Below are 24,055 nucleotides of genomic sequence, written 5' to 3' on the forward strand. Positions count from 1 at the left end.
GAAAACCTCCTAGTTAACCTTCTTATAACTGCGTCTACCGGTTATAGGATCAACTATTTCCTTTACATAGCCCTTGTCAATTAACGATTCCACCTCTGGAAATGTCATTCGCCCATAACCCGGTACGATCACCAAATTCTGTTTTTTTACTGCTATACTAGCGGAATTATCTGCAGACTGGAGCGCATCACTTTGCCGTGAATAAGCATCTGTGTTTACGCTGCCCTGATACGTTCTTGACCCACCGGAGGACTTGCCGGCCGCGCTAGCCTGCAGCGCGGCCAATTCAGCCGCCGCCCGTGCATCATCGTATTTATCTCCGATCTGATTACCCCGTTTCAAGGCTTTCAGTTCCTCTTCATACTGCGCACGCGTGATCTTATTTGTTGCCAATTGATCTTCCAATTCCCTGACCTTTAGGTCATAATCGCGCTTATCCGCAGAAATCTGGTAATCTTGATACTGATTTTGCATCGTCTTATTGCCGTTATAGTATCCGGTCAAACCAGCTTCGGAAAGGTTAAAGTTTTTCGAATTCCAGTAATCTTCCCGCTTTGCGTCCTGCTGCCGGTAAAGGTCGTTCAAAAGCGCCTGTGCCGATGAAGCATCCGCATTTGCTTCCGCTGTAGCAATACCGCTATCACGCGCCAACTGTGCATTTTTCAGGGCAAGGCGCAGATCATTCAGTGCGCCTTGTTCCGCTGTATTTATGCTTGTCAGCCTTGTAGATGCCGCATTCTCAGCGTCAAGCGTAGCCTGCCGACCCTGCCCGCTGTATGTGGTTCCGCTGTCTGCCATTTGCTGTTTCAGCGCCTTTTGCGCCTTGTAGCGTTCTAACTCGCTTTGATCGCGCGTTGTCTGGTATTGCTTTGGAACTGCTGACATATCCGCTTCATTTTGTGCACGAAACTGCTCATATTGCTTATTAAATCCCGCAATTTGCGCTTGTTTCTGCGCATTATACATCTGATTGATGTAGTCCGCGCCGGATTGAATATTCTGTCCCGGAATGTACCCGCTTTCGCTTTTCGGAAGATACTGCGAAAAGCGGTCGGTGGTGGAATAATTTAAACCTTCACTCTGAATTTTATTGTTCCGGAATTGCTCATACTGCGCGGCCGAATTGTAATCGCCCTTGCTCACCGCTTCATTGATCTTAGCTTCATAGTCGGTATTTTTGTCATAATACCCACCAAAATTCGACCCGCCGCCAGAACTTCCCGAACTGCTCGCCCCGGACCCCTTGGACGAAGAATTTGTTTTCTGTGCCGCATTGGAAGTTGCTTTTACAACCGATCCAATAATACTAGAAAGAAGCCCCATTTTCGTACCTCCTTAACCGTTCATTTTGTCATATCGCATCAATGCCACCGCAAATTCTGCTCGCGTAATTGGTTCGTTTGGCCGAAATTTGCCGTCCAAATCGCCGCGCATATATCCTTTCGCACGGCAGTATTCAACACCTTCCCGCGCAAAATCCGGAATTGCGCTATCATCCTTAAACGGCGCTGCATCCTGATACTTTGCAATATCCACCTTGTCAGGCGGCGGCAGAATCGGCGCACCAATGCCGGTCTTGCTATCCCTGCCCGCGTCGCCAATGTCTACGGCGCAGTCCTGCAAAAACCGATGCATGCCCGCCTGTGACAACGGACGGCCGGTTTTGGCGATTGCCATATCGTTAACCAGCGCCGCCATGCCTGCAAGAACCGGCGTGCTGCACGATGTGCCAGAAAAGCCGTTAATTAACGTCGGTGCGCAAAACTCTACACCATCCGATACACTAGAAAACGGCGCCGGACGCATTTCTTTTGTGTTTGCCATAAGGTAATACGCGCCTACGCCCCACACATACTTGCACTGGATAATGCGGCTTGCAGTCTTTCCAGAATCATTACCCGCCGCGAAAAACAGGCAGCACTTATCGGCAATTTGCGCAAGCCCTGCATCCAGATCAGGAACATTGCACACCGTATCATTCAGGCTTGCAAACAGCGTGTCTACGCCCTTCGCAATTATCTGTGGCAAAGCGTCGGTCAGCAGCTTATGCTGGCACTTGCCGCCTACATAGTTGGTTGTAACCGTCAGGTGCACGACTTTGCGATCTGGTGCAATCAAGCGATGCACATCATATACCTTACGACCGTGATCGCTATCGTCGTATCCTTCAAACGGTTCTCCCGTGGCGCTTAAACCGCGACTGCCTGTCCACCCTGCGGCGTGCCAAGCAGTCACACCAATGTGATCCAAAAACCTTTTATCATCACTCATTGGTGGTTTCCTCCTTTACTGGAGCTGTCAGTTGGTCATATTCTGCCTGCGTTAGCTTTCCAGCTGCAAGCAGCGCATCCAGTCGCGCTTTTGACCATAGTCTCGGGTAATACAGCTTCGCCATTTCAAACGCTGTCATAGCGTCACCCCCGTCATCAGCGCAATAAAATCAACATCGGCGCGAAGCTTCTCTGTCTCAGATGGTTCCGGTTCTACCGGAGTGACCGGCTCCGGCAGCGGCGTATTGGATAGCGTCACCACGTTACCGACCACCGTGCAGCGTAGATAATCCGCTACGGTGTAAGTGCGCAGCTGTGTCCCTTCGTCCGTCTGAATTTCCATTGTATCGCCGACCCTTACCGGCGTTTGCGCGGTAATCACACAGCCGTCAGATGATACGCGACAAGTGATGCCCAGATATGTTTGATCGTTGGTTGTCAGTTTCATTTTTTACTCCTTAAATACAACAAAACATCCGTACTGCGTACCGTTCACCGTCAACGACACCCAATCACCATTATCCGTAAGAGTTACCATATCAGGGTTAGGTGATTTAGGGTCAATCGTCACTTGCCTAGTCGCATTGTTGTAATGCAAGATTGCAAATTTATTCGGAGTTGATGACCCAGTGTTTGACGTAACGATTATGATCGTATTTTCGGAATCCTTTGTATATCCAGCGGTATTGGATTGCACCGACCGTAAAGCCCATACATCAAACTTGATGGGCTTAAACAATACATTGTCTGATTCCACGATTCCCTGTAAAATCGCCCGCATTACGCCACCCCCCCATAAAGTAGCAATGGGATATTAACCTGCGGCACATCCGTTCCCTTTGTCCGGGCAACAAGGCTGCCGTTTGCCGTGTCAATATATCGTACTAACGCAAGTGCTTCCTCGATGAGCGCATTCGCCGATTCATCTGTTGTGTAATTCGGGCCAATATAAGCACTTTTCATTTCGGCCATCGCCACAGAGCATGACACCGTCTGTGTATACACCGTGCCGGACTGCGTCCAGCCGGATGCCAACAGGGTGACTTCCGCCGAGACTGGTTTCATGGTTTGTAGATTAGCGCGCGCACCGGCAGCAGTCCCAGAACCCGTGCCGCCGTTTTCAATGGCCTGCATATGGTTTGCTGCCGCCTTGCCGTTCCACGTCGTGCGCTCCGTTGCCGTAACGTGCTTTACCGCATCGGCCTGATGCGTTTGCAGATTTTTCTGCACCTCCTGTGCCGCTCCGGCAACGTCCGCACCAACCTGCTCAGCTGTCACACCATGCGGATTTGTCTTATTGGCAATGTGTCCCGGCAACGTAGCAAATGCCTGATACAGCCCGGATTCCGTGCCACTGTACCCGGCTTCCGTCGCCGCCGTGTATGCGGACTTTCCATCCTGCCCAGGCACGCCCTGCGCACCTGCAACGCCTTGCGCACCCGGTACGCCTTGCGGACCCTGCACGCCCTGTTCGCCCTGCGGGCCGCGCGGACCTGTGTCGCCGGTATCGCCCTTTGGGCCCTGTATTCCCTGCAAGCCCTGCGGCCCCTGAGGGCCTTGCAGCTTGCCGAGCGACTTCCAGTCAGAAAGCAATTCCGACCAAATGTAAATACATTCATCGGCCGAAACCATATAGGCATATGCATCCCCACCCGGAATCGCTGCTTTCAGCGCACCAAGCGTTGGATAAATATCTTGTATGGTAAACGACCGACCGTCTGCGCCATCGTTGCCACGATCACCCTGAGGGCCTTGTGGCCCTTGTGCGCCTGTTGGACCCGCCGCGCCGCGCGGGCCAATTTCACCCTGCGGTCCTTCCGGGCCTTGAATACCCGGCACACCCTGTATGCCCTGTGCACCCTGTGCACCTGTCAAGCCCTGCGGACCCTGCACGCCTGCCACGCCCTGCGGACCGCGAATGTTAACCGGCTGCGGCAGGTTTGCAACATCCTGCACCGCCCACTGGATAACGCCATCCGCGCCAACGGTAGGCACGATAACAACGCCGCGTAATCCCTGCGGGCCTTGCACGCCCTGTGCACCTGTGTCGCCTTTATCGCCCTTGTCGCCTTTGTCGCCCTTAACGCCGTGAACAATGGTTTTCGTACCGTCGTCAGTCACTTCACAGTTTGAAAACTGCATGCGTCCGCGCTGCGGAAAGGATTCCCCGTTTTTGTCCATGACGATATGTCCGCTAGATCCTGTCGCCTGCCACACGTTTCCGTCTGCTGAGGTTTCAAGCACCTTGTCACTGTTTACGCGGATAAACTTTACATCATTGGTTCCAAACCGAACGGATTCATTCAGTTCCACTTGCACTGTTTTTCCTGCAGCCGTTCCGATTTCGCCAGCGCCGCCCGAACCCTCTAAAATGGCGGTAACCTGATTGATATAATCCCGCAACTGTCCATGCAGCCGCATTAGCTGTTCGCGCACTTCTTCTTCGTTTGCCGGGTCGGGAAATGCGGTTGTATCCGCAAGCCCGCTTTCCGGGTTAAACTTCATTTTTTCAAACGCCACGTTGATACCTCCTATGACTTAATCTTTTTGGCGCTTCTCCATGTCATGGTAATTCCCGAAATACTCAAATCGCGGTTATCTTCCATGTTCTCAAGTAGAATGCCAAAAAGGAAAACCTTCTTTTTGTTCGGTTTCCTTCGAAACGACTTTGCGAAATTGATAACCTCCCATTGAAACGTATTCCAGAGAAAACCGCCCCACATTTTAGCAGGTACGCGTATATCCTCCGAATCATATTCGCCGTTTGGCTCATTGTCCGTGATGTACTTGAGCCGAATGCGACTTGCCGTATCAGCGCGAACCGTGATCCAACATTCAATTACCGTTTTCAGATAATTGGAAAGCCCAAAATTTCGCAGCGGCATTTGATATACTCCATGAATCGCGCTTTCGAAATCCCGAAAATCATTCTGGAATCGCGCCATACGATTTTCACGCAGAATGTACAATGTTCCATCATCCTCGCAAAATGCCGTCCCGACAATGTTATCAAACCGCCACCACGACAGCCGCAGCGCGTCCGCGTCTGTGTCACCGGAATAGTTGTATGTGGAAACGCTGTAATCCCAAACATACGCCCTCCCGTTCACGCACAGCCAATAGCGTCCGTCAAAGTCGCATGAAATCGACTTTTCAAGGTGCTGTTCCTGCAATAATCCCGGCCGTAACGCATTGCCGTTAATATTCCGGCTCACCGGCTGCACATTGCGTTCATTTTCAATCTGCGTCGATACCAGGGTGTGCACGCCTGCATAGCTGTTGCACCACACGAGCCGGTTTTCAATAAGCTGTACGCTTCCCGGCATGTCACATCCAATATTGGGGTTTATACACACCGTGGAAAACATGCCTTTGCTGTCCGCAAACTCATAGGACAACCCATAAATCGACCGTTCCAGAAATACGCACAGAATATCGTACTGCTCGCCGAATCCATAAATATTGCCGCTGTTGTTGGATACTGTGAAATCGTTGTTCGCAGGAAAATACGCAGGGTCTAATGGTTCCGAAATATAGAACGTGCTCGTACCATTCCCGCCAATCACAACGCGGCTATTATTTTGTCCGCCGTATGTCGCCGCATATTTGCACTTTAAAATGCTGTCTATATCATCCTGAACCGTGCGGTATGCGGTAATCACTACATTGTTCTGCCCCTTCGCGGGTGCGGTCGTAAAGGTAACTTTTCCGTTTTCCCGGTCAACCGTAAATTTCCCGGCATCCTCTGTCATTTCTTCGGTTCCCACCGTTGCGGTTACTTTAGCCGCATCCAACCCCTTGTCCGTCAGTTGGTACACAGTCGCTTCCCCGTCGCCGTTAAACGTATTCGAGAAGCCTGCGCCTATAAGATTGTAGGGGTCTGTCAAATCTCCCTTTGACCCGTCCGGCACACGGTTTATAACCACATTGGGAATTGTCGGTGTAACTGCCGTGCAGGTCTCTCCATCAAACACCACATATTCCGCCCCATTGCGATAATACAGTTTGTTCGCAAACAACAGGAAGGAACCGCCTTGCGCCGTCAGCCCGTCCTTTCGTTCGGTTACTGTCTGTCCATCTCGGCTGATCGTGAACAGTTTCGTTCCCGCATGCACTACAAACTGTCCCTTGTACATCTTCTGGTAAGCTGCAAGCACTTCCGCACCAATCGCGGCCGTGTACCAGGCCTGTCCAAACCGCTTACAAAGCGTCCGGTTTCTGTACCACATATTCAGAACGTTTGGGGACTGGTTATCGCTCAGTTTGTATTCCAGATCGGCTAGGTTTAACCCACCGGACAGCGCTTCGCAGGACCATTCATAAATTGGTTCATCGGTGTAATTCGGCATAGCCAACTTCTGCCCCATGCTTATTCCTCATCCTCTCCCACATAGTACGAGGTAATAACCGCCCGTTCTGCGTCCACACGCGCATTGCTGTACTGCACGTAGAAGTCAGCATGCTTGCTCATGGAATCATCAACGAAGAAGTTTGCTGCCAATCCCAGCGGCAAAATACGGCGATAGAATACCGACTCGTATGGAATTACATCGGTTTTTTCGTTCACATACGGAATTTCTTCAAGTGGCTGCTTTCCGTATGCTTCCCGGTTAATATTGTTCAGTTCGAAATTCTCGGCAAGCAGCAGATTTAAAACGCCGAAAAGATACTGGTCGTAGTCCTTCGTGTTCTTCGTATTTTCATACATCACACTCAGCGCCGTTTGATAAACCTCACCAACCGTATTACCTATTTTCTTTTGATCTGCCATGTTCGACGCTCCTTTCTAAAAGCGAAGCGGGGCGGCGTATTGCCGCCCCGCCAGCCGTTACGACTTTTTGAAGGTCTGTTCCGCTACATCGGATGTAAATTTGTCGTCAGCAAATCCAACCGCGCGAACCGTGATGGAATCACCAGACTTTGCAAGGCCGGTTGTTGCCACACTTGCCGCCGTGATCGCCTTATCAGAGAAACGCGGGTCGCTGCCATCGGTCGTGTATTTGATAATACTCGCGTTCGCGCAAGTAATCGTTACCGGATCAGTGCCGGGTGTCGTGCAAGCAAACGTCGGTGTTGCAAGCTTGTCCGATGCCTTGACCAGCGCATACACGCCGTCGCACTTCGCCGCCATGACAAACGCGTCATAATACTGACGGCCTTCAACCAGCGCACCAGAAATGCCGGGCGGGTCGGTATGTACCTTGCTTTCACTCAGCTTGTACGGGAAAATAACGCTCTGCTTGTGTGTCACGAGGAAATAGCAGTTTACCGGCAGGAAAGATTTCGGCACACGAATTACCTTCATGCCCTGAACCTCGCCGCACTCCCCCTTTGCAAGTGACTTTTCTCCCAGACGGTCAACTCCAAGGAATTCAGGGGACAAGATAATAAACTTGTAAATTTCCGTTGTTACGTAAATCACACGATCACTTTCCGGCACAAGATGGTCATCCAGATACATAGCCGCATTCGCAACTTCTTCCTGAATGTTGGATTTTGTCGGTGCGGCGCTGATTGTGGCAATGTGCGCATTCATTACATACTTGCGCAGCGCGTACTTGTCGGCCGCAGGCCGTACCTCCGTATTAATTTCCTCTCGCAGCCAAAGTGCCGCCTTGTTTTTAATCACCTGATCCGAAGCGTTCCCCTTGTCAACCGTACCTGTGAACGCCTTGTCCTGCGACATGGTAAGCTCCTGAACCTCTTCTCCGATTTCCTCAGGCGTGCCATATCGGTTGCTTCCCCCGCGCTTGTAGTCATTCAATGCCGTTGTCTGAAGCGTGGATACCTTTACCGTTCGCGCTCCCGTAAAGTCAATGTGGTTGCTTGTATTGCCCTTTACAAAACTGCCTGTTGAAAACACACTTTCCAGTGCGGGCGCATATTTTTCATGAAGATTAATGGTAGGCATATGTAGTCCTCTCTTTCGATTTTGTGTATTTGATTTTTATATTCAGGGCTTTTCCCTCGGTTTTATATCCAAGCACCCCCCTTCCCGTTATCAGGAAATAGAAATGCCGTTCAGGCCGTCAAGCACTGGATCGCGGCCGCCGGTCTGTTCCAGCCCGGTTGCCGATCCAATCGCTTTTTGACGCACATGCGCATTCTGTTTCAGCGTCGCATTTTCCGCTTCCAGCTCCTTAACGCGGTGTGTTGCAAATGCCGCAGTCAAGTCCATGCCGCCTTCAACCTGCGACCACACGTCGGCGGGAATATCAGCGGCCGGAATACCCGGAAAGTTTGCCATAAACTGCTGAAACATGCGGTTCTGCTGCTCCTGTGCCTGTTCCTGCTGTGCCTGTGCGGCACGTTCACTTTCGATCTCTGCGCGGAAGCGTCTGCTCTCGGCCAACTCCTGCGCCATTTCCTGCGAAAGCCCGGTTTTCTCCATGATCTGGCGCACTTCGTTCTGCCGTTCCTGTTCGGCCATGGTTTCAATGTACTGGTCAACAGTCATGCCGTAATCACGTGCCTTGCGCTCTACCAGCTGCATGGCCGGATTTTGTGCAAGCTGCTGCTGTACCAGCGTCTGAATCTGATCCGGCGCGGGCGGTTGTGCCGCTGCAATCCGTTCTGCCATCTGTGCGGCCGTCATTTGCACGGTCTCGCCGCCAATCTGCACCGGGAAAGTAGGCTCCGCGCCTGCGGGCGGCTGCTCCTGCTCTCCCGCTTCGTCTTCCGGCTGTTCTACGCCGCCGAACACATCGTCTGTCTCGCCATCGCTCATGCCTGCAAAGATTGCTTCCAACGGATCAGCGTCCGCTCCGAGCGCCGCGTCCGGTGCACCACCCGCCGTGCCCGGATCATCAATCGCCGCCGAATCACCAGCCTGTGCGGTTTCCAGCTCTGCAAATGCTTCACCCTCGGCAAAGAACTGAATACCCATGCATGCGCGAACATCCGCGCCAAGCGTTAAATTCTTGTTTTCCATGTCATTACCTCCATTTCATAGCGCCTGCGCTCTGACGGGCGGGCAAGTTGGATACCTGCCCTAATCACCCGCCGTATCCTTCGGTCGTTTATGGCAAACGCCCGTCACAGCGCAGGCAGTGCGTTTATTTTTACCCCGGCGCTCTGACAAGCGCACCCCGTTCCGCAGCGGTGCGCCTGCCGGAGGTTAAAACCAAGCAGGCTGGCTAAATACCCGCTTGTCAGAACGCCGGTAGTTTTTCTACATGCCGCCGAACACCTGTTCAGCGATTTCTGGGTTTGATTCAAGCTGTGCACGTTCTTCATCGGTAAGCTGTGCCAACACATTTTCAGGATTGACCGCCGAAGCCGCTTGCTGTGCCTGCATCTGCTGCATTTGTAGCATCTGCTCTTCTTTGGCACGCTTCTGCTTCAAATGTGCGATCAAATCACCCTTGTTTGTCAGAATTCCATCGGGCAAAGATTCCAAGAACAAAATAGGATCATCAATGATTTTCTTGTTGAACAGATTGTCCATTGTCTGCATTTGGCTGATTTCCGACCACATTGCAGCGCTGCCAATGTCAACATTCACCCGAAGGTGCATCCCCTTCATTTGTGAAAAGTCAAATTCGGTTATGACCTCTTCTCCATTTTCATTTGAATAGCTGACCTTGCGCCGGCCGTAGTCAGTGGAGAGAATATCAATGATAATCCGCACGTAATCTTCCACGAATTGATAGAACGCCATGCGCTGTAATTCCAGCGGCGCAGCACTTGCCTTTTGCACGGCTACAATAGCACTTGTGTTGTCCGGCTTGATATTGCCCAGCGCCGCGTCACTCGCGCCCATCGTATCCCGTGTATATGCAATCGTCTTGTCAATAAATTCGGCCACTTGTGTTGACATGTTGTGTACGCCGGTTTGAATAAACAGCGCCTTTTCCGGGTTGTCCTTAACGCCGTATGCGGCGGTTGGATCATCGGACAGGCCGTTCGGCAGTTTGCTTTTATCGTAAATAACGGTCGGAAACGCGTTCCGCTGCATGCACGCCATTGCATAGGCGTACATCTTATTGATGAAAATCTGGTTCGGAATCTCCCCCGAAATTGCACCCATGCCGTGAAATTGGTTGCGCACGGTTTCCCATTGCAGGAATGCCACTGGATAAAGCGTGTATTCCGTGTCGCGCTCCGGCATAACAATGCAGTTCTGTGTAGTTTTCAGCGCATGAACTGTCCCGTTTTCCTTCCAAAGCTTTAGCGCAACGGTCACACGCCCCGTGTCCGGCAATCCAACCGATGTTTTATCCTCTTGGTTTACATCGGCCTGAATCTGGCTCAAATCGTCCTCCGGCACACCGTTGCTTCGCGCTTCCTCGCGCACTTCGTCAATGTCGCGTCGGCTGAGCAGCAGTAAATACCGCTGTTTCTGTATGTCCGCCGAATATGGATTGGCCGGAATAATTTCAGTCGTGTCTATGACCTCGCAGCAGACACGGCCTTCGGCGGTCTGCCCGCTGCTTTCGTCCGGATCAAAGAAGAAATATGCTGCCGTATCTCCATGCACAGCCGCATTGCGCAAGAACACGCGGTTTTTATCCTTAATCCTGCACATTTCAAAAATGCGGTCAATTTCATCCGAAAGAATCTTGGTGAATATCGCCGTTTGCTCATTGTTTTCCGATAAAAACGGACGAATGTTTGCCGCGATATTATCGGAAACCACCGTCGAAACAAAATAGCTCACGACGCGGCGCAGAATATTGAACTGCGGCTTTGCAAGCTTCTTCGCCTTAACGCCTTCCCATTGACGGCCGATAAAGAAATTTTCATTTTTCTTGACCTGGTCATACCAGTTCAGTGCGTCATTGCTTTCCACTCCCTTCTGGTACTCCTGCCAAATACCGCGCGGCTCCTTCACAAATCTGCTCATTCGCAACCCTCCTCCGCGCTGCCGTCATAGGCCATAATTTCTGCCAATTCCCGCTTGAATTCATCTTCCGGCATTCCGCTTAGCGTCTGCGATTCCGTCAGATCGGGCGGCTCACGCTCCCGCTTGCGCCGATATGTGCGCCGCGCATCCTGTCTGCTTGCCGCCCTGCTATAACCAAAAGCCAACCAGCCAAAGGCATACCCGGATAGGCATCCAATCAATGTCCACAAACCTTCCATCTTCTCAACCTCCATATTCCCAAAAATCTATACCCGCTTCTTCGTCCGGCTCATACGGCGGCGGAATATATGCCGGTTCCGGTTGTCCGTCCACGAAATAGCGTATTGCGTCCGGCGCATGGGTCAGTTCGTGCGGATTTGTTGCCACATCGTTTACATGCTTTTCGTCATGCACCAATGCGGGCAACGTCCGAATAAGGTTTTTGCACGTCGAGAAAATGCGTAACTTTGCAGCCGGTTTCCCGAATTCATCAATGCAAGGCTGTAACCACGTTTTCAGAGAATACCAGCCCGCAATGCGTGTATTGGATACCTGTTTGAACGGCACACCGCATTCGTCGAACCGCGCCGCAATGCTTACGCCTGTATCCTTTGTCCGGCTCCATAAATCCTTCGGTGCAAAAGTTTCTTCGATTTCTTCGCCGTCCTCGGTCATTTCCAAAATGCGTTTTGCTGCAGCTTCTATGATGAGATCGCTTTCGTACAATTCGCGATACACATACGCGCGTCCCAAAAAATCAACCGCAATCCAGTAACATGCGAGCATGTCTAAACCGTAGTCAATCGCCCGATACCGCCGCCACTCTGGCGGAATTACAAAAGGTTCGAGCACGTGAATTTCGCGTCGGAACTCGCTGAAATACTGTCCTGCCCACACATCCCAGTCACCTTCGCCAAGCGCCCGGCGATCATCCTTTGAAAGCGCCTTCATGCGCTTGTTCTTATAGTCTGGGTCAGTTTGCATGATAAACACGTTGTCGTCAATTTTTGCAGGAATGAAAATCACGTCTGAAACGTGATCCCCTTCATCGTTGAAGGCGGGATACACTCTCAGCGGCTCGCCAACGTCAATGAACCGGCTTTTCACCCAGTAATGTCCCTTTCCACCCGGGTTTGTCGAACTCTTGATCTGCTTTGGGAAATCGTTCGCACCGCGAAGGCGTGACATCATGTAGATATAAGTATCAAAATCAAAGTGCGTCAGCTCATCGAACCGTACAATGTCAAATTCGGCTGACTTAAATTTCATGGCATCCGTAGCGCTGGTTAGAAAGTTAAATTCAATCGTCGATCCGTTTTCAAACGTCCAAACATGATCCGACTTGTTGTACTTTGCAATATCCTGCGGATACAGCGCCAACGCAAGCGCAATTACCGTTCGTTTCAGTTCCGGATAAGTGTTTCGGAATATGATCTGCTTGATGCCTGGGTACGTTATCGCTTTTAGCCATGCATCAATGACCTGCACATAGGTCTTGCCGCCACCTGCCGCACCGCCAAACATTACTTCGTCCGTATCGGCTTCAATGAATGCGAGCTGCTTCTCCGTGATTTCAAAATTTACTTGCATTACTTGACCACCTTCAAACTGACTTCCAGTTTCCCGGACCCGCCAATGTTTTCAGTGGATTCATTTGCTGCCAGTGCCTGCTTGTCATAAAGGACAGAAATAACCTTACTGAGGTCGGATAGGTCTGAAACACTCAGCTTTTTAAACTTGCGGTACAATTCTGTACGCCGTGTTTCGCTGATTTCTTCATCGTTCTCAATCTCATCCAGCAATTCTAAAAATGCGCGTTCGTCTTTTCGTGCCGCCTTCAACCGCCGCACCGTGATTTCCGTTGCATCGTGTATCGCTTCCCAAGACGCATCCACCAAACGCGCTTTATTCTTTCGCTGCTGTGCAACAAAAACTTCGTCGGTCTGCCCTTCGGTTTTCCAGCGTGAAATGGTTTGTTTCGGAATGCCCAGCCTGTCCGCCGTTTCGGATACACCGACACCCGCCGCCAGCATAGCAAGCGCACGCTGCTTGTCATCATCGCTGTGCACTTTCTTTGCCACGTATATTCCTCCTTTGTCCAGTCTTTATAGTTCTAAGGGTAAATAAAAAAAATCGTCCTTTTCGTCTTTTCTATAAATCGGAACATATTCCCCCAATATTTACAAATTTCGCATATTGGTGTATCCTTTATTTAGGAGGTGAAATATGCCACGCAAACAAAGCATTAATGTCACCGTGCAGATTGACAAGGCCACACTGACCGAAGCAATACAGGATGCACAAATAAACGCTGCACCACAGATAGCACCCGAAGTTATCTCTGAATCCATATTGGCCGCAATCGAACAGCATAAAACCAATGAGATGATCTTAGCTGACAAAAACGCTGCCACAAACTATACGCGTGTTATTATTACTGGTATGCTTTGGGTTATCGGTGGTACCGCTGGCCTATTCGCATTAGGTTTTGCTATCATGGTATTCGGTGTTTTTGGGCGCGCCGGAGATTCTCTACCAACAAAAATCACACTGTCTATCCTCTGTGGTGCTCTTACCACAATTCTTGCAACCATTTCATACATTACCTTTGTTACCGCATCCCGTATCCAGAAGGAAAATGATCGTCAGTTTCTAGCTTCCTTTTTAGCCTGTATTGCATCTACTGTTGCATTACTCATTTCAATCCTTCAATATGTAAAATAAAAAGAGACGGCAATCCCGTCTCTTTCCCTCAGTAAATAATTCTACATTTCAACTCATTTTATATTTTATTTGTTAAATAAGGAGTCCCACTATGCAGGAATCCCTTTACTTCTCAGAGCATGACGAGTTTTCCAGAAAAAAGTATGCTGACTTTCTTAAAGATTTAATCTTAAACTGTAATGAATATAAGCGAGATAACGCTTCAGACGCCTATTCCATAGCTATCGATTCTTCTTGGGGAACAGGTAAATCATATTTCTTCAATATGTTCACGAACTATCTTTATGGGATGGAAAGTGAAAAAGATATTATGCCTTCGGACAATCCCGTGCCATTCGTTGTTGTTAATTACAATGCTTGGTCAAATGACTATTGGGATGATTCATTTACCCCCTTTTTACAGGCCATTCTTTCAAATGATCGTTTTATGGGGTGTGATTGCGTTGCAAAAATAAAGCGGATTGCTTCTTCCATTATCAATGCTCTTGACAATCCGATTTCAAAAACCTATAAGGAATATCACAAGAGCAATCCACTCGCAAAATTATCCGTAATGCAAATCCAGCTCAGCAATCTCAAATCCTATTTCTCAAAACTAATTAAGGAACTTGGCGATTCTACGAAGCTAATTGTAATTGTAGATGAATTAGATCGTTGCAAACCATTGTTTGCAATTCAAACTCTGGAAATTGTAAAACACTTTTTGGATATTAAAGACATTGTTTTTGTATTTGCCGTAGATCTTTCTCAGCTTTCTCAATCTATTAAGGCCATATATGGGAGCGGTTTAGATGCAACAGGCTATCTTTGCAAATTTTTTGATTATATTACAAAATTCCCTCAGCCCGACTTGCATTCTCTTATTTCAAAAAATCTTCCTACATTTCATAGCCCCCTGTATAGTGAACCTTCAATCCCAGAACCCCCTAGCACTATAGTAAATTACCTTTTAGACCTCTATCAAGCCTTTGATTTATCCATTCGTGATTTTCAAACAATTTTGCAAAATTACAAAATAATGTATCATAATTTTCTATCTGCCTATGAGCTTATTCAAGCTCATAAGATTTATCTATTCTGCCTAGTCATGAAATATAAATATCCTCTTATCTTCACAGATTTATTTATTAAAAACACAGATTCCCAGAAGCGCTTTGCCGAGTTAGGCTTAGCCGTTAATAATCTCTGCAGTAAGCATCAGAATCCATTAAAAAATTTTGAATTTAATCTTGTATCACGCAAATGTATTGGCGACATGACGGAACAACTCTCAGATTCTTCAATATATATTTCAGACATCAGATTTGATGCGTTAAACAATGAATTGTTATTTCCACACCCAGGTTATGGGATAAACTATGAATACAGAATAAATTCCAAAACTTGGAGTGGATCACTTTTCTACCCGGATTGGAAACACTTGGAAGAAATCAAATCGCTACCTTATGGCCAGTACATTCACCAGCAACTTGAGTGCTTTAACTTTTCAAATAGCCTATCTTCTGATTAAATCATAAAAAAGAGACGGTTTCCCGTCTCTTTTTTCATTCTCCACCCTGCTGCATCCTTACCAGCTTATAAAACGTTGTCTTTTTAATCCCAAGTTCCTGCATTGCACGCGTCGCGGAAATCCCTCCGCGTAACCAAATGCTGTAAATCTCATCCCATCGTTCCGGGTATTCCGCCGCAGGCCGTCCCAAGTGCCGCCCCTGCATCTGCGCGGCGGCGATCCCTTCGGCCTGCCGCTGCCGAATCGTCATGCGCTCCTGCTCGGCAATACTGGAAAGCACTTCAATGAGAATATTATTTACCATATCCATGACCCACCCTTGATCGGACGGCAAATCCGTCATCGTCGTGGGAATGTCGATCACCTTAAGCCGAATGCTGTGTGCCTTGAACCATTCGAGTTCCCGCTTGACCTGCTCCTTGTTTCGTCCCAACCGATCGAGCGATTTCACAACAAGCGTATCGCCCGCGCGAAGCAGCGTATCCCGTAGCGAGCGATAACCCGGCCTGTCGAAATTTTTCCCACTCTCCTTGTCGGTGATAATATCCCGATCATCCAGCACGTGCGCCCGCAGCGCGAAAATCTGTCGATCCAAATTTTGTTCTTTTGAGCTGACTCTCGCATACCCGTATATCTTTTCCATATTGTTACAACTCCAATTGTCAAATCTGTGCATTTGTGCGATGTGGTTGACTTATACCCGTTTTCCGTTCGCAAATACCCCTTTTCTTTTGCGCACGTTCATTTATATTTTTTGTACCTTTGCGAACGCAACAGGCATGAAAATAGCCTGCACATTTGCCGCGCCGCAAAGGTACACCTTTGCGAACATAGCGTTGGCACCACCGATATGGTATATTACAGCATTATCCCGCCGCCCTCTGCAAATATTCGTCATGTAGTTTTCGCGGCCGCTGTTCGTCTGCATACCCAACTTGAAAAGCAATCGGCAGCCATCGCCACCCCTCGAAATACCGTAGGCGAAAAACCGTCCGCATACGGCTGTCGCGGATGTGGTCTATAAAAGCTTCTACTTTGTGAAGCTGCTCCGTGTATTCCGCTTTCGTGCGCCGCAGCTCTTCCGTTCTGCGCCTGATCTCCGCTTCCGGATCATCAGTCAGCGAATACAAACCATAAAGCATACTGTTTTCATCCGCCTTGTCTTGTAGGCTTGCAAGCTGGTTCTCTAACACAATGACTTCATTTTTCAGTTTTAAAAACTGCTCTAGCTCTGATTTTGTCATTGCTCCGCACCTCCTGTTTTGGGACGCATCCCGTCCACTCGTACCGTCTGCAAAATCCCTCGTTTTTTTGAATCCAAGCAATAGAAAGAAGAAAACAGAATCCCCAATGAGAATAATGTCACTCAGCATGGGAACCATCCCTGCTTCTGCGGGAATCTTCTTTCGGCAACTCGGCGTGTCCGGCTTCCCGCTCTGGTATCTGGCATTCCCGGCCGGCACCCCTGTCCCGCACCGTCCCGCAAACTGCGTTTTCTGTTGTCGGAAAGATAGACCTTTTCCTAGCCCATAAAGCGGCCACTCTTTCCGCTGTTTCTTTGTCTATTCCTTTTCCAAGGTTCATCCCGCTTTACCTGTTCATGCGCTTATTCCGCGTCCTATCGCGTTTATCGCAATAGCGTTGATATGCCTTGAAATCTACAATTCGCCCGATCATGTATTCATACCCGCCATATTGATTTTCGTCCCCGGTGCGATAAATCAGTTTTACCCCGGGCGGCACTTCCAACCTTGCATTGTCAGCAATCCACGAGCGCACCGGCTTTTCCGGTTTAATCAGGTTTTTGGAGTGTGACCAGCACCGCGCCCCCTGAGGCTGCTCCTTGTATGTTTTCATGAGATATTCACATGTGTCGCGGAATACATCGTCAGCACCATCCAATCGCCGCGCCGTGAACGCTCCGGCCGTCCAGCACTTATTAAGTGCCGGGAAATCAAGCGGCTGTCCATTCCCATCAAACCCTAAAGCATTTATTATCAGATGCACATGCAGCCGCACGCCGATTCCCTCACGGTCATGCTCTTCAATAACCCATAAGTATTTCAGTTCTTTCCCGTGCCGCCTGTATTCCTTGCGCATGTCGCGAAGGAACTTGTCCAAAAGCCTTTTGAGCATTTCCCGCGTTGGAGGATCACCGGCAACATCCAATCCTAAAAACCAATCTCGCCCGGCCTTAAAGTTAAGGCATACATAACGCATCATCGTAAATACAGCTTGCCTTTTATTGATCTCCCGCTTTGATTCAGCGGTTTTCTTTTTCTTCTTTTCCCGAACCTTCGGCGGATCATTCGGCATAATGCTGTGCGTGTATGTATACCCCTCATACAGCATCCCGGATGCCTGTTCTTTCTTTATTTTCGACATATCCTTACTTTCCTTACTATATTTGCAATGAACAGTCTGTTTGCAAAGCAGGGCGCCTAAATAGCGCCCTGCTTCTTTTTACCCTTAGCTATGTAATCCCCCCGCAACCTGTCCAGCAATACTTCGTCAGCCTGATCTGGCAGCGTGTCGCGTAATTCATGTACTGCATTTGCCATTTCAGATGGATAAACCCCACTTTGCAAAGCTGCTTCCAGCACACTTTCGGTTTCGGTTTTGGGAAACCTTCCAAACGTTTGATAAAACCGAAGATAAACAATTCCTAAATCAAGCACGGCTCTTGTGCTTCACCTCGTATCTCGCGCAAAACCCCAGTTTCCCGCACCGGCGGCACACAAGCCACAAGCTGTTCTTCGATTGACGGATTACCTTGCGATCCTTTTCAAGTTCACGCACACATTCCGCACATATCGTCTTTCTCATTCGCTTTCCGCCCTTTCCTGAGGAGCCATATTTGCAAACCCCAAAACACGCACTTCCTGCCCTTCTTCCGTCTCTATGAAATGTATCAATTCTCTTTCATACATCATGCACGCCAGTCTCCCCACCACGTATTTTTTCAAATTCTCGCGTTGTGCCGAACTACTTTCCCGATCCGCACGCATGGTATAAACTACTCGTTCAATATGTTTCGGCTGATATAGTGCAACAACCTCACAGCGCATTATTCCGCCCAACCTATGTACCATCCACTTTTTCAGTCGAAACCACAAGTTATTCATTTTCTTCCCCTCTCAATCTGACCGGAAGAACCAGCTTAATATTTTTACATTTCGAATCCAGTCCAGAAGCCCTTGTCTGAATGACAATAGGTCCCAGCTCTCCATGAAACCTTAGTTCAATGCGCCGGTTTAAATTTTCCGTCGTGCTTGCGGCCTTCAACGCCTTTAACAGATAACTTCCATTTACGCCGATCCGAAATTCCGGTGCATTGTGCGGAATGGCCTTTTGCACATCGAAAAACTTCTCTGCATCCGGCACCGAATACGCAAATTGCATATCCCCAATTCGAACTGATGTTCTGCCGTCCTCTAACCGATCAACAACCGCCAGTTCCCCGTTCTTTCTTCCGATCGGTGGAAGTGTTGTCCGAATGAGTACAACAAAATCTTCATCGACCGAATCACATACCGCCCATTCTGTCGAAAGAGTATATCCGTCCACCGCCGCTGCTTCTACGCAACAACCGTCTTTATGAAATTGCAGCCGAATATGATCCCGTTCCGGTCTGCTACCGGCTCTCCCTCTAAAATCCCTAGTGGCAGCAATCAGCCGCCGCAGCTCTCGCGCATCCATAACCGCCTTCATCATCGTACCCCTTCCATTTTCATTTGTCCGGGAAGCACGACAACTTCCCCACTTCGTTTTTTCTGTTGCATAGTAATATCCTTCCGCAAATGCCGCGCCTTCTTTTTTAGATCTGGCACCGTCACCTTCTCCACACAATTTCTGTTTATCCCGCCATCACCTCTTCCAACTCTGCCATGGTTCGAATCTCCGCAATGCAGCGCTCCGGCCAATTCGCCCGAACAAGTGCCGTTCCAAATGGCGGCGGAACAGAATTTCCAACTTTACGCACCTGTTCATATTTCGGATATGGTTTTCCCATGTCGTCACGGTCAATAATATAATCTGGTGGAAATCCCTGTGCGTTATAAAGTTCGCGTGGTTCCAGCATCCGCATACCAATATCCACGATCTGATATTTACTTCCTAGTACCTCAATCACGCCGAATCGATCTTTTGTTGTAATCGTGTCAAGTGGCACATTTGCGGACTGTCCTACACCCTGCCCGTAGTATTTAATCAGGAACGCGCGAACCTCTGCAAAATGCCTTCCACCTGCCGTTATCGTCTGTAACGGTGCATCCGCTGGTTGTCCAATATCACATCCTTTGTACTTAGAAATGAATGCGGAAACGACTGCATGTTTTTGCGTGGAAACAACAGTTCCCAGCGGTTTTTCAAGGTCACATACGCGTGGTAGTTGTCCTGTACGCTCTCCGTATCCCACTTCTATCATTGAAGCTGCAGCCAATCCATAACGCGGCGACGTATCAATTGTCATAATCGGCGCATCACATTCCTGCCCGCGCACATCTGCGTTCCCCGTCTCACTGTGATATTGAATCAAGCATGGAGCAACTACACCAAATCCGTTTTTTGCAGTCAATGTTGGAAGTGGTTCTTCTACCGTCTGTCCCCGGAATTGTTCTCCCGTATGGTTTACCTGAACAACCAGCGGTGTTACCAGGCAGCTTTCATTTTTACTTACTACCGTTCGAAGCGGTTCACTGATTCCGCGCGAACGGTCTTGCGCTGATGTTTGACCAATTGACACAATGAACGGCTCCGGATTATCTACAATAAACTTTTGAATCCCTCGCGCAATTCTTCGCATCGTGTTCTCTGCCAGCGGTTTTTTTCGTTCGAATATGGATTGGCAAGGCCTGTCCCATTCGATGCATTCCGCAGCCGTCCGCCAAGGCAGCAGCCTTCCTTCCTGTACCGCTTCACTTTTTGGATCCCCGTGTGTCGCTTCCGGCCAAACAATTCTTTTGCCGTCTCTGCGAAAGAGAATAAATAACCGTCTGCGTGTTGTTGGTGCGCCATAGTCGCACGCCGTCAAAACATTCCACTCGGCTTCATATCCCATACCGCGCATAGCGGAAATAAACTGCCGAAACGTTTTTCCTGATCTTTTTTTGTCTGGCACAAGCTGCTGTTCCTGTACCGGAACACGCTCGCCCGGCGCAGCAAGTGTACCGTCGAGTTTAAGCACGCGGCCTGTTGCTTTGTCTCGCTTTGCAACCAATGGCCCCCATGTCATAAACTCCGGCACATTTTCCATGCTGATAATGCGGGCTTTGACTGTTCCTGCCCAGCGTGCTACAACCCAAGCAAGGCCGCGAATGGACTTTTTAACAGGTGTTCCACCCTTCGCAACGCTGAAATGCGTGCAATCAGGCGAAAAATGCGCCCATCCTACTGATCGCCCTCGCACTGTTTTTTTGGGGTCTACATCGAATATGCTCTCATTGTAATGCTCTGTGCGTGGATGGTTTGCCCTGTGCTGTGCAATGGCGGCCGCATCGTGGTTAATGCCTATATCTACCGGCGTTCCTGTCGCAATCTCAATCCCCGTTGACATGCCGCCACCGCCGCAAAAGCCATCAACAATGATTTCATCGAACAAGCATGTTTGCCCTTTCACATCCATATTCCTTTCAACCCCAAAACCACATATCCTTCTTTGACAAACACCGGATCATCAAGCAAATAGCAAACCTCACGCACAATCTGACGACCCGTATACGTTTCAGGCGGTACGAATTCCTGTAAGTATAATACATCCCCCACATGGTAATCGCGATCATTGAACCGCACTTCAAACGACTTAACGCCCTTTTCAACATCCAAGAAATGTTTGGGCAATATCTTCAAATAGTGGTGCTGCCTACTCATTGTTGTACTCCTCCCGTCCAACGCGTTCTTTTACAAATTCATACTTGTGATACTTCCCAAGCTGGCTTCTCCAAAGCATCTTCCGAAATGTGTCCAACCTAACGCCCAGCATCTGAGCACAGTCCCTTCCGGACCCGAAAGCAAGAACCCGATCTGTTTGCGCATCATAAACCGTAAAATAAAACATGATGCGTCATCCTTTCCAAGCCTTCATTACTTGCTCACAGCAGTATTCCGGTGAATTGTTGTTCACCCAATCAGTAAACAGGTCTCTTTTATATGAATCTCTTGCATATACTTCTTGTGCGAAATTTCGCTCCATAGTCTGAATGTTATAAATAAACATGATCCAATCGTCGTGCTCCGCATTCGAAACGAAAACAACTATAAAAGGGTTTCCTGTATCATGCACCGCAGATATATTGATTTTCCCAATGTTCATTTCGAACCCGCTTCCATACTGATCCGGTTTGCTCCCATATATGTACCGAATCCCCTTGCATGTGCCAAATTCGCGCTTAAACAGCGCCTTTGCATCCTGCATCCCAAACCGCTTTTTCAATTTTCAAACCTCCATAGCTTGCATTTTTGCAGCTGGTCGGGTATAATGACCCTATAAAAACATTTTTCTTGTTCCGGCCGATAGAAAGCCCCACTTTCTATCGGCCGGTTTCCTTTTGTCCTGCGTCAGAATCTTTCTCAGGCGTGGCATGCGCCCGCTTCATTGCCTTCCGAAATTCCTTCCAGTAGCGTTCTTCCAGCTCTCTGCGTTCTGTTCCGGATGTTCGCGAGGAATACTCCCCGTAAGAAAGACCCTCTTTTTTCGCAATAAACGCATCAAACGTCAGCGAACTTACTGGCTGCATCTTTTTTCCCATGCTTGTTTCTCCTGTTCCTGTTGAAATTTTGCACGCTCCACTTGAAAAAGGCGTTCAAACGCTTCTTTTTCCATCCAAGCGGCGAATCTGTCTCTTGTGGGATTACATAGCGGATACCAAATATCCGTACCCGTCCGGCTCCCCTCTACGACAAAATATCCTTCCTTTTGCACCGTTTCATAGTATCGCACCTGTACACGGTCAATCTTTACCGGCGAATACTGCGTTAACCGGCTTACTGGGCGCACTTCCGCGCCGCACCATTGCCGCTTCATTTGCGCATACTGTCGCGGCCGATCTGCACCCCGATCTGAACGGCCTGTTCAATAAGATTCAACGTGCGCTGCACCCGCAAATCAATCTCTCTTTCAGTTCCCAAACCCGAATCACAGGCCTTGGACGCAGGATTCATTCCCTCACTCTCAGTAGTCGCTCTGTCTTCTTTGCACTGATGCTCTTCGCGGGTAATAGAAATCAAAAGTGCTCTTGCGCCTGTGTCATTTGCAAACTGCATTTCTCCTTTTATCGCTTCAAGAACATCTGTTTCATCACAATACGTATAAGCTGACAAAACTTTAGCGATTCCGCGCTCGGTCTTAATTTTTACTTGCATGCCCTTTCCTCCTATGGCTTGTCCCTTTTTTGATCATGGGCGGTATTCCCGCCCCTTTCACCCGCTCTTGCGCAGGTCTTTTTCCCTTTCCTGGCGCTGTATCTGCCGCACGGTTTCCCGCACGGTGCGGTCAAACAGCGCCTGCCGCTGCACAATTTCGTGTGCATCAGCCTTTGCAAAGGCATTGTCTGCAAATTCAATCGCCACGCCGCCTATGCTCATTTTTTCTATAATCATTGGCATCACCTCGGCTTACCCTATGGGGCGATTGCCTGTCCCTATGCCGCCTTATATGTATCGGTCGGACAGTTTTCCTTCCCCTTTCCCTAGCTGGCAGCCGGTTGCGGCGGCTGAACCATCTGCGCACCTTCGATCATGTAGAAGAATTTAATACGTGCGTTTTCATCAAGCTTTTTCAATGCCTGCGCGATTTCCTCCACATCAACACGCGTTTCCTTGTCAACATTCATCTTGCTCACCTCCTCTTTCCAAAATACTTCTATTGCAGTTTCATAATACTCCATAGCAGTACTTATGTCAATACTTTAAAATAAAATATTGCATATGTAGTATTTTAGTGGTATGCTCTTTGTGGGAGGTGAAAGCATGTCAATAAACGATCGTGTGAAGCTGCTTCGTCAGGCACTTCACTTGACTCAAGTCGAATTTGGCTCTCGAATCGCGGTAGCTCAAGGGTATCTAACCAATATCGAAACCGGTAAACGAGAAGTAACCGATAAAATCCAAAAAATAATTTGCGCCGAATTTAACGTAAATGAGCAATGGCTTCGTACCGGTGATGGAGAAATGTTTACCCAAGCCAATACAACAATAATTGATGAACTCGCGAATCAATATGGGCTAGATGAATTAGATAAAAAAATACTGTCCCGGTATCTCGAATTACCCGAACAGTATCGTAAAGTTCTTAAAGAATATCTTATGTGGCTAGTCGAAAACTCTGGTTCATCCGAAACCGACAACAAGCCGCACCCCGTACCCGCTCCCGGCGATCCCATTGAAGAAGAACTGGAATCTTATCGTAAAGAGATGGAAGCGGAGCGTATGGGGTCAACATCGTCTCATTCCGCAGGCTAAGGCGGCGGCAATGCAGCCGGCCGCGCAAATAAAAAAGCCCGTCCCAGTGTCCCACCACCGAAACGGGCTAATGCCTAAGAACGCGCACAACGTCCTTTGAATTATTTTAACATAATTAGGAGGACTTTACAATGCAAAAGGATGCTGCATCATATTTTTATGACAAGTTAAAGAACGATTACTCTTTAAGCCACGAAGAAAAGGAATTATTAATGGAAAGCATGTCCGATTATGTGCATAGCCAATATG

General features: G+C 48.8%; 30 protein-coding genes. 3 read left to right on the forward strand and 27 right to left on the reverse strand.

The window, feature by feature from the left end; all coding sequences use genetic code 11:
* Positions 1-9: 9 nt before the first annotated feature.
* The 14 genes from QOX26_RS01175 to QOX26_RS01240 all read right to left on the reverse strand — a co-directional run bounded on the left by QOX26_RS01175 (position 10) and on the right by QOX26_RS01240 (position 13,196).
* Positions 10-1,323 carry a hypothetical protein gene (locus QOX26_RS01175; protein WP_283673053.1) on the reverse strand — a complete coding sequence of 438 codons (1,314 nt, stop codon included), beginning with the start codon at positions 1,321-1,323 and terminating at the stop codon, positions 10-12.
* Positions 1,324-1,335: 12 nt separating this feature from the next.
* Positions 1,336-2,271 carry an S-layer homology domain-containing protein gene (locus tag QOX26_RS01180; RefSeq protein ID WP_283673054.1) on the reverse strand — a complete coding sequence of 312 codons (936 nt, stop codon included), beginning with the start codon at positions 2,269-2,271 and terminating at the stop codon, positions 1,336-1,338.
* Positions 2,264-2,410, reverse strand: coding sequence for an XkdX family protein (locus tag QOX26_RS01185; protein ID WP_283673055.1), 147 nt, complete (start codon positions 2,408-2,410; stop codon positions 2,264-2,266). The genes QOX26_RS01180 and QOX26_RS01185 overlap by 8 nt, the downstream gene beginning before the upstream one ends.
* A complete protein-coding gene (locus tag QOX26_RS01190; protein ID WP_283673056.1) occupies positions 2,407-2,718 on the reverse strand; it encodes a hypothetical protein in 312 nt (103 codons plus the stop codon). Before QOX26_RS01190 ends, QOX26_RS01185 begins: the two co-directional genes overlap by 4 nt.
* A gap of 3 nt (positions 2,719-2,721) precedes the next feature.
* Positions 2,722-3,051, reverse strand: a complete 330-nt coding sequence (locus QOX26_RS01195) for a hypothetical protein (protein WP_283673057.1) — start codon at positions 3,049-3,051, stop codon at positions 2,722-2,724.
* Positions 3,051-4,790 (reverse strand): hypothetical protein, encoded by a 1,740-nt coding sequence (locus QOX26_RS01200; RefSeq protein ID WP_283673058.1) that lies wholly within the window; start codon positions 4,788-4,790, stop codon positions 3,051-3,053. Before QOX26_RS01200 ends, QOX26_RS01195 begins: the two co-directional genes overlap by 1 nt.
* An 11-nt stretch (positions 4,791-4,801) precedes the next feature.
* Positions 4,802-6,637, reverse strand: coding sequence for a hypothetical protein (locus QOX26_RS01205; RefSeq protein ID WP_283673059.1), 1,836 nt, complete (start codon positions 6,635-6,637; stop codon positions 4,802-4,804).
* Between the two features lie 2 nt (positions 6,638-6,639).
* Positions 6,640-7,041 (reverse strand): hypothetical protein, encoded by a 402-nt coding sequence (locus QOX26_RS01210; protein ID WP_283673060.1) that lies wholly within the window; start codon positions 7,039-7,041, stop codon positions 6,640-6,642.
* 57 nt (positions 7,042-7,098) lie between these two features.
* A complete protein-coding gene (locus tag QOX26_RS01215) occupies positions 7,099-8,181 on the reverse strand; it encodes a chitobiase/beta-hexosaminidase C-terminal domain-containing protein (protein ID WP_283673061.1) in 1,083 nt (360 codons plus the stop codon).
* A gap of 90 nt (positions 8,182-8,271) precedes the next feature.
* Positions 8,272-9,201 carry a hypothetical protein gene (locus tag QOX26_RS01220; protein ID WP_283673062.1) on the reverse strand — a complete coding sequence of 310 codons (930 nt, stop codon included), beginning with the start codon at positions 9,199-9,201 and terminating at the stop codon, positions 8,272-8,274.
* 240 nt (positions 9,202-9,441) lie between these two features.
* Entirely contained in the window at positions 9,442-11,115 is a 1,674-nt protein-coding gene (locus QOX26_RS01225) for a hypothetical protein (RefSeq protein ID WP_283673063.1), read from the reverse strand.
* On the reverse strand, positions 11,112-11,354 hold the full coding sequence (locus QOX26_RS01230; RefSeq protein ID WP_283673064.1) for a hypothetical protein: 243 nt from the start codon (positions 11,352-11,354) through the stop codon (positions 11,112-11,114). Before QOX26_RS01230 ends, QOX26_RS01225 begins: the two co-directional genes overlap by 4 nt.
* 4 nt (positions 11,355-11,358) lie before the next feature.
* Entirely contained in the window at positions 11,359-12,705 is a 1,347-nt protein-coding gene (locus QOX26_RS01235) for a terminase large subunit domain-containing protein (RefSeq protein WP_283673065.1), read from the reverse strand.
* A complete protein-coding gene (locus QOX26_RS01240) occupies positions 12,705-13,196 on the reverse strand; it encodes a helix-turn-helix domain-containing protein (protein ID WP_283673066.1) in 492 nt (163 codons plus the stop codon). The genes QOX26_RS01235 and QOX26_RS01240 overlap by 1 nt, the downstream gene beginning before the upstream one ends.
* 145 nt (positions 13,197-13,341) lie before the next feature.
* On the opposite strand from QOX26_RS01240, the gene QOX26_RS01245 reads away from it, so the two are divergent.
* Both QOX26_RS01245 and QOX26_RS01250 read left to right on the forward strand, forming a co-directional pair.
* Positions 13,342-13,839, forward strand: a complete 498-nt coding sequence (locus QOX26_RS01245; protein ID WP_283673067.1) for a hypothetical protein — start codon at positions 13,342-13,344, stop codon at positions 13,837-13,839.
* A gap of 91 nt (positions 13,840-13,930) precedes the next feature.
* On the forward strand, positions 13,931-15,349 hold the full coding sequence (locus QOX26_RS01250) for a KAP family P-loop NTPase fold protein (RefSeq protein WP_283673068.1): 1,419 nt from the start codon (positions 13,931-13,933) through the stop codon (positions 15,347-15,349).
* A gap of 34 nt (positions 15,350-15,383) precedes the next feature.
* Here the strand turns inward: QOX26_RS01250 and QOX26_RS01255 are convergent, their stop codons facing one another.
* The 13 genes from QOX26_RS01255 to QOX26_RS01315 form a co-directional block, all read right to left on the reverse strand.
* Complete coding sequence (locus QOX26_RS01255) at positions 15,384-16,025, reverse strand: recombinase family protein (protein WP_331488459.1); 642 nt, start codon at positions 16,023-16,025, stop codon at positions 15,384-15,386.
* A 190-nt stretch (positions 16,026-16,215) separates the two neighbouring features.
* On the reverse strand, positions 16,216-16,593 hold the full coding sequence (locus tag QOX26_RS01260; protein WP_283673070.1) for a hypothetical protein: 378 nt from the start codon (positions 16,591-16,593) through the stop codon (positions 16,216-16,218).
* Between the two features lie 346 nt (positions 16,594-16,939).
* Entirely contained in the window at positions 16,940-17,734 is a 795-nt protein-coding gene (locus tag QOX26_RS01265; protein ID WP_283673071.1) for a rolling circle replication-associated protein, read from the reverse strand.
* Between the two features lie 56 nt (positions 17,735-17,790).
* The gene (locus tag QOX26_RS01270; protein ID WP_283673072.1) at positions 17,791-18,027 is read right to left on the reverse strand and encodes a hypothetical protein; all 237 of its coding nucleotides are present in this window, start codon (positions 18,025-18,027) and stop codon (positions 17,791-17,793) included.
* A 144-nt stretch (positions 18,028-18,171) separates the two neighbouring features.
* Positions 18,172-18,474, reverse strand: coding sequence for a hypothetical protein (locus QOX26_RS01275; RefSeq protein WP_283673073.1), 303 nt, complete (start codon positions 18,472-18,474; stop codon positions 18,172-18,174).
* Positions 18,467-19,198 carry a hypothetical protein gene (locus tag QOX26_RS01280; protein WP_283673074.1) on the reverse strand — a complete coding sequence of 244 codons (732 nt, stop codon included), beginning with the start codon at positions 19,196-19,198 and terminating at the stop codon, positions 18,467-18,469. Before QOX26_RS01280 ends, QOX26_RS01275 begins: the two co-directional genes overlap by 8 nt.
* A gap of 7 nt (positions 19,199-19,205) precedes the next feature.
* The gene (locus QOX26_RS01285) at positions 19,206-20,948 is read right to left on the reverse strand and encodes a DNA cytosine methyltransferase (RefSeq protein WP_283673075.1); all 1,743 of its coding nucleotides are present in this window, start codon (positions 20,946-20,948) and stop codon (positions 19,206-19,208) included.
* A 14-nt stretch (positions 20,949-20,962) separates the two neighbouring features.
* Positions 20,963-21,217: a DUF3850 domain-containing protein gene (locus QOX26_RS01290; protein ID WP_283673076.1), complete on the reverse strand. Its 255-nt coding sequence runs from the start codon at positions 21,215-21,217 to the stop codon at positions 20,963-20,965.
* A gap of 193 nt (positions 21,218-21,410) precedes the next feature.
* A complete protein-coding gene (locus QOX26_RS01295; RefSeq protein ID WP_283673077.1) occupies positions 21,411-21,779 on the reverse strand; it encodes a hypothetical protein in 369 nt (122 codons plus the stop codon).
* 97 nt (positions 21,780-21,876) lie between these two features.
* Positions 21,877-22,095, reverse strand: a complete 219-nt coding sequence (locus QOX26_RS01300; RefSeq protein WP_283673078.1) for a hypothetical protein — start codon at positions 22,093-22,095, stop codon at positions 21,877-21,879.
* Positions 22,096-22,366: 271 nt separating this feature from the next.
* The gene (locus QOX26_RS01305) at positions 22,367-22,708 is read right to left on the reverse strand and encodes a hypothetical protein (protein ID WP_283673079.1); all 342 of its coding nucleotides are present in this window, start codon (positions 22,706-22,708) and stop codon (positions 22,367-22,369) included.
* 57 nt (positions 22,709-22,765) lie between these two features.
* Positions 22,766-22,945, reverse strand: coding sequence for a hypothetical protein (locus QOX26_RS01310; RefSeq protein ID WP_283673080.1), 180 nt, complete (start codon positions 22,943-22,945; stop codon positions 22,766-22,768).
* 89 nt (positions 22,946-23,034) lie between these two features.
* The gene (locus tag QOX26_RS01315) at positions 23,035-23,178 is read right to left on the reverse strand and encodes a hypothetical protein (protein WP_283673081.1); all 144 of its coding nucleotides are present in this window, start codon (positions 23,176-23,178) and stop codon (positions 23,035-23,037) included.
* 136 nt (positions 23,179-23,314) lie between these two features.
* On the opposite strand from QOX26_RS01315, the gene QOX26_RS01320 reads away from it, so the two are divergent.
* Positions 23,315-23,806, forward strand: coding sequence for a helix-turn-helix domain-containing protein (locus tag QOX26_RS01320; RefSeq protein ID WP_283673082.1), 492 nt, complete (start codon positions 23,315-23,317; stop codon positions 23,804-23,806).
* The last annotated feature ends 249 nt before the right edge of the window (positions 23,807-24,055 follow it).

The sequence above is a fragment of the Butyricicoccus sp. Marseille-Q5471 genome (genome assembly GCF_951230135.1).
In the GTDB taxonomy this organism is placed as follows: Bacteria; Bacillota; Clostridia; order Oscillospirales; family Butyricicoccaceae; genus Agathobaculum.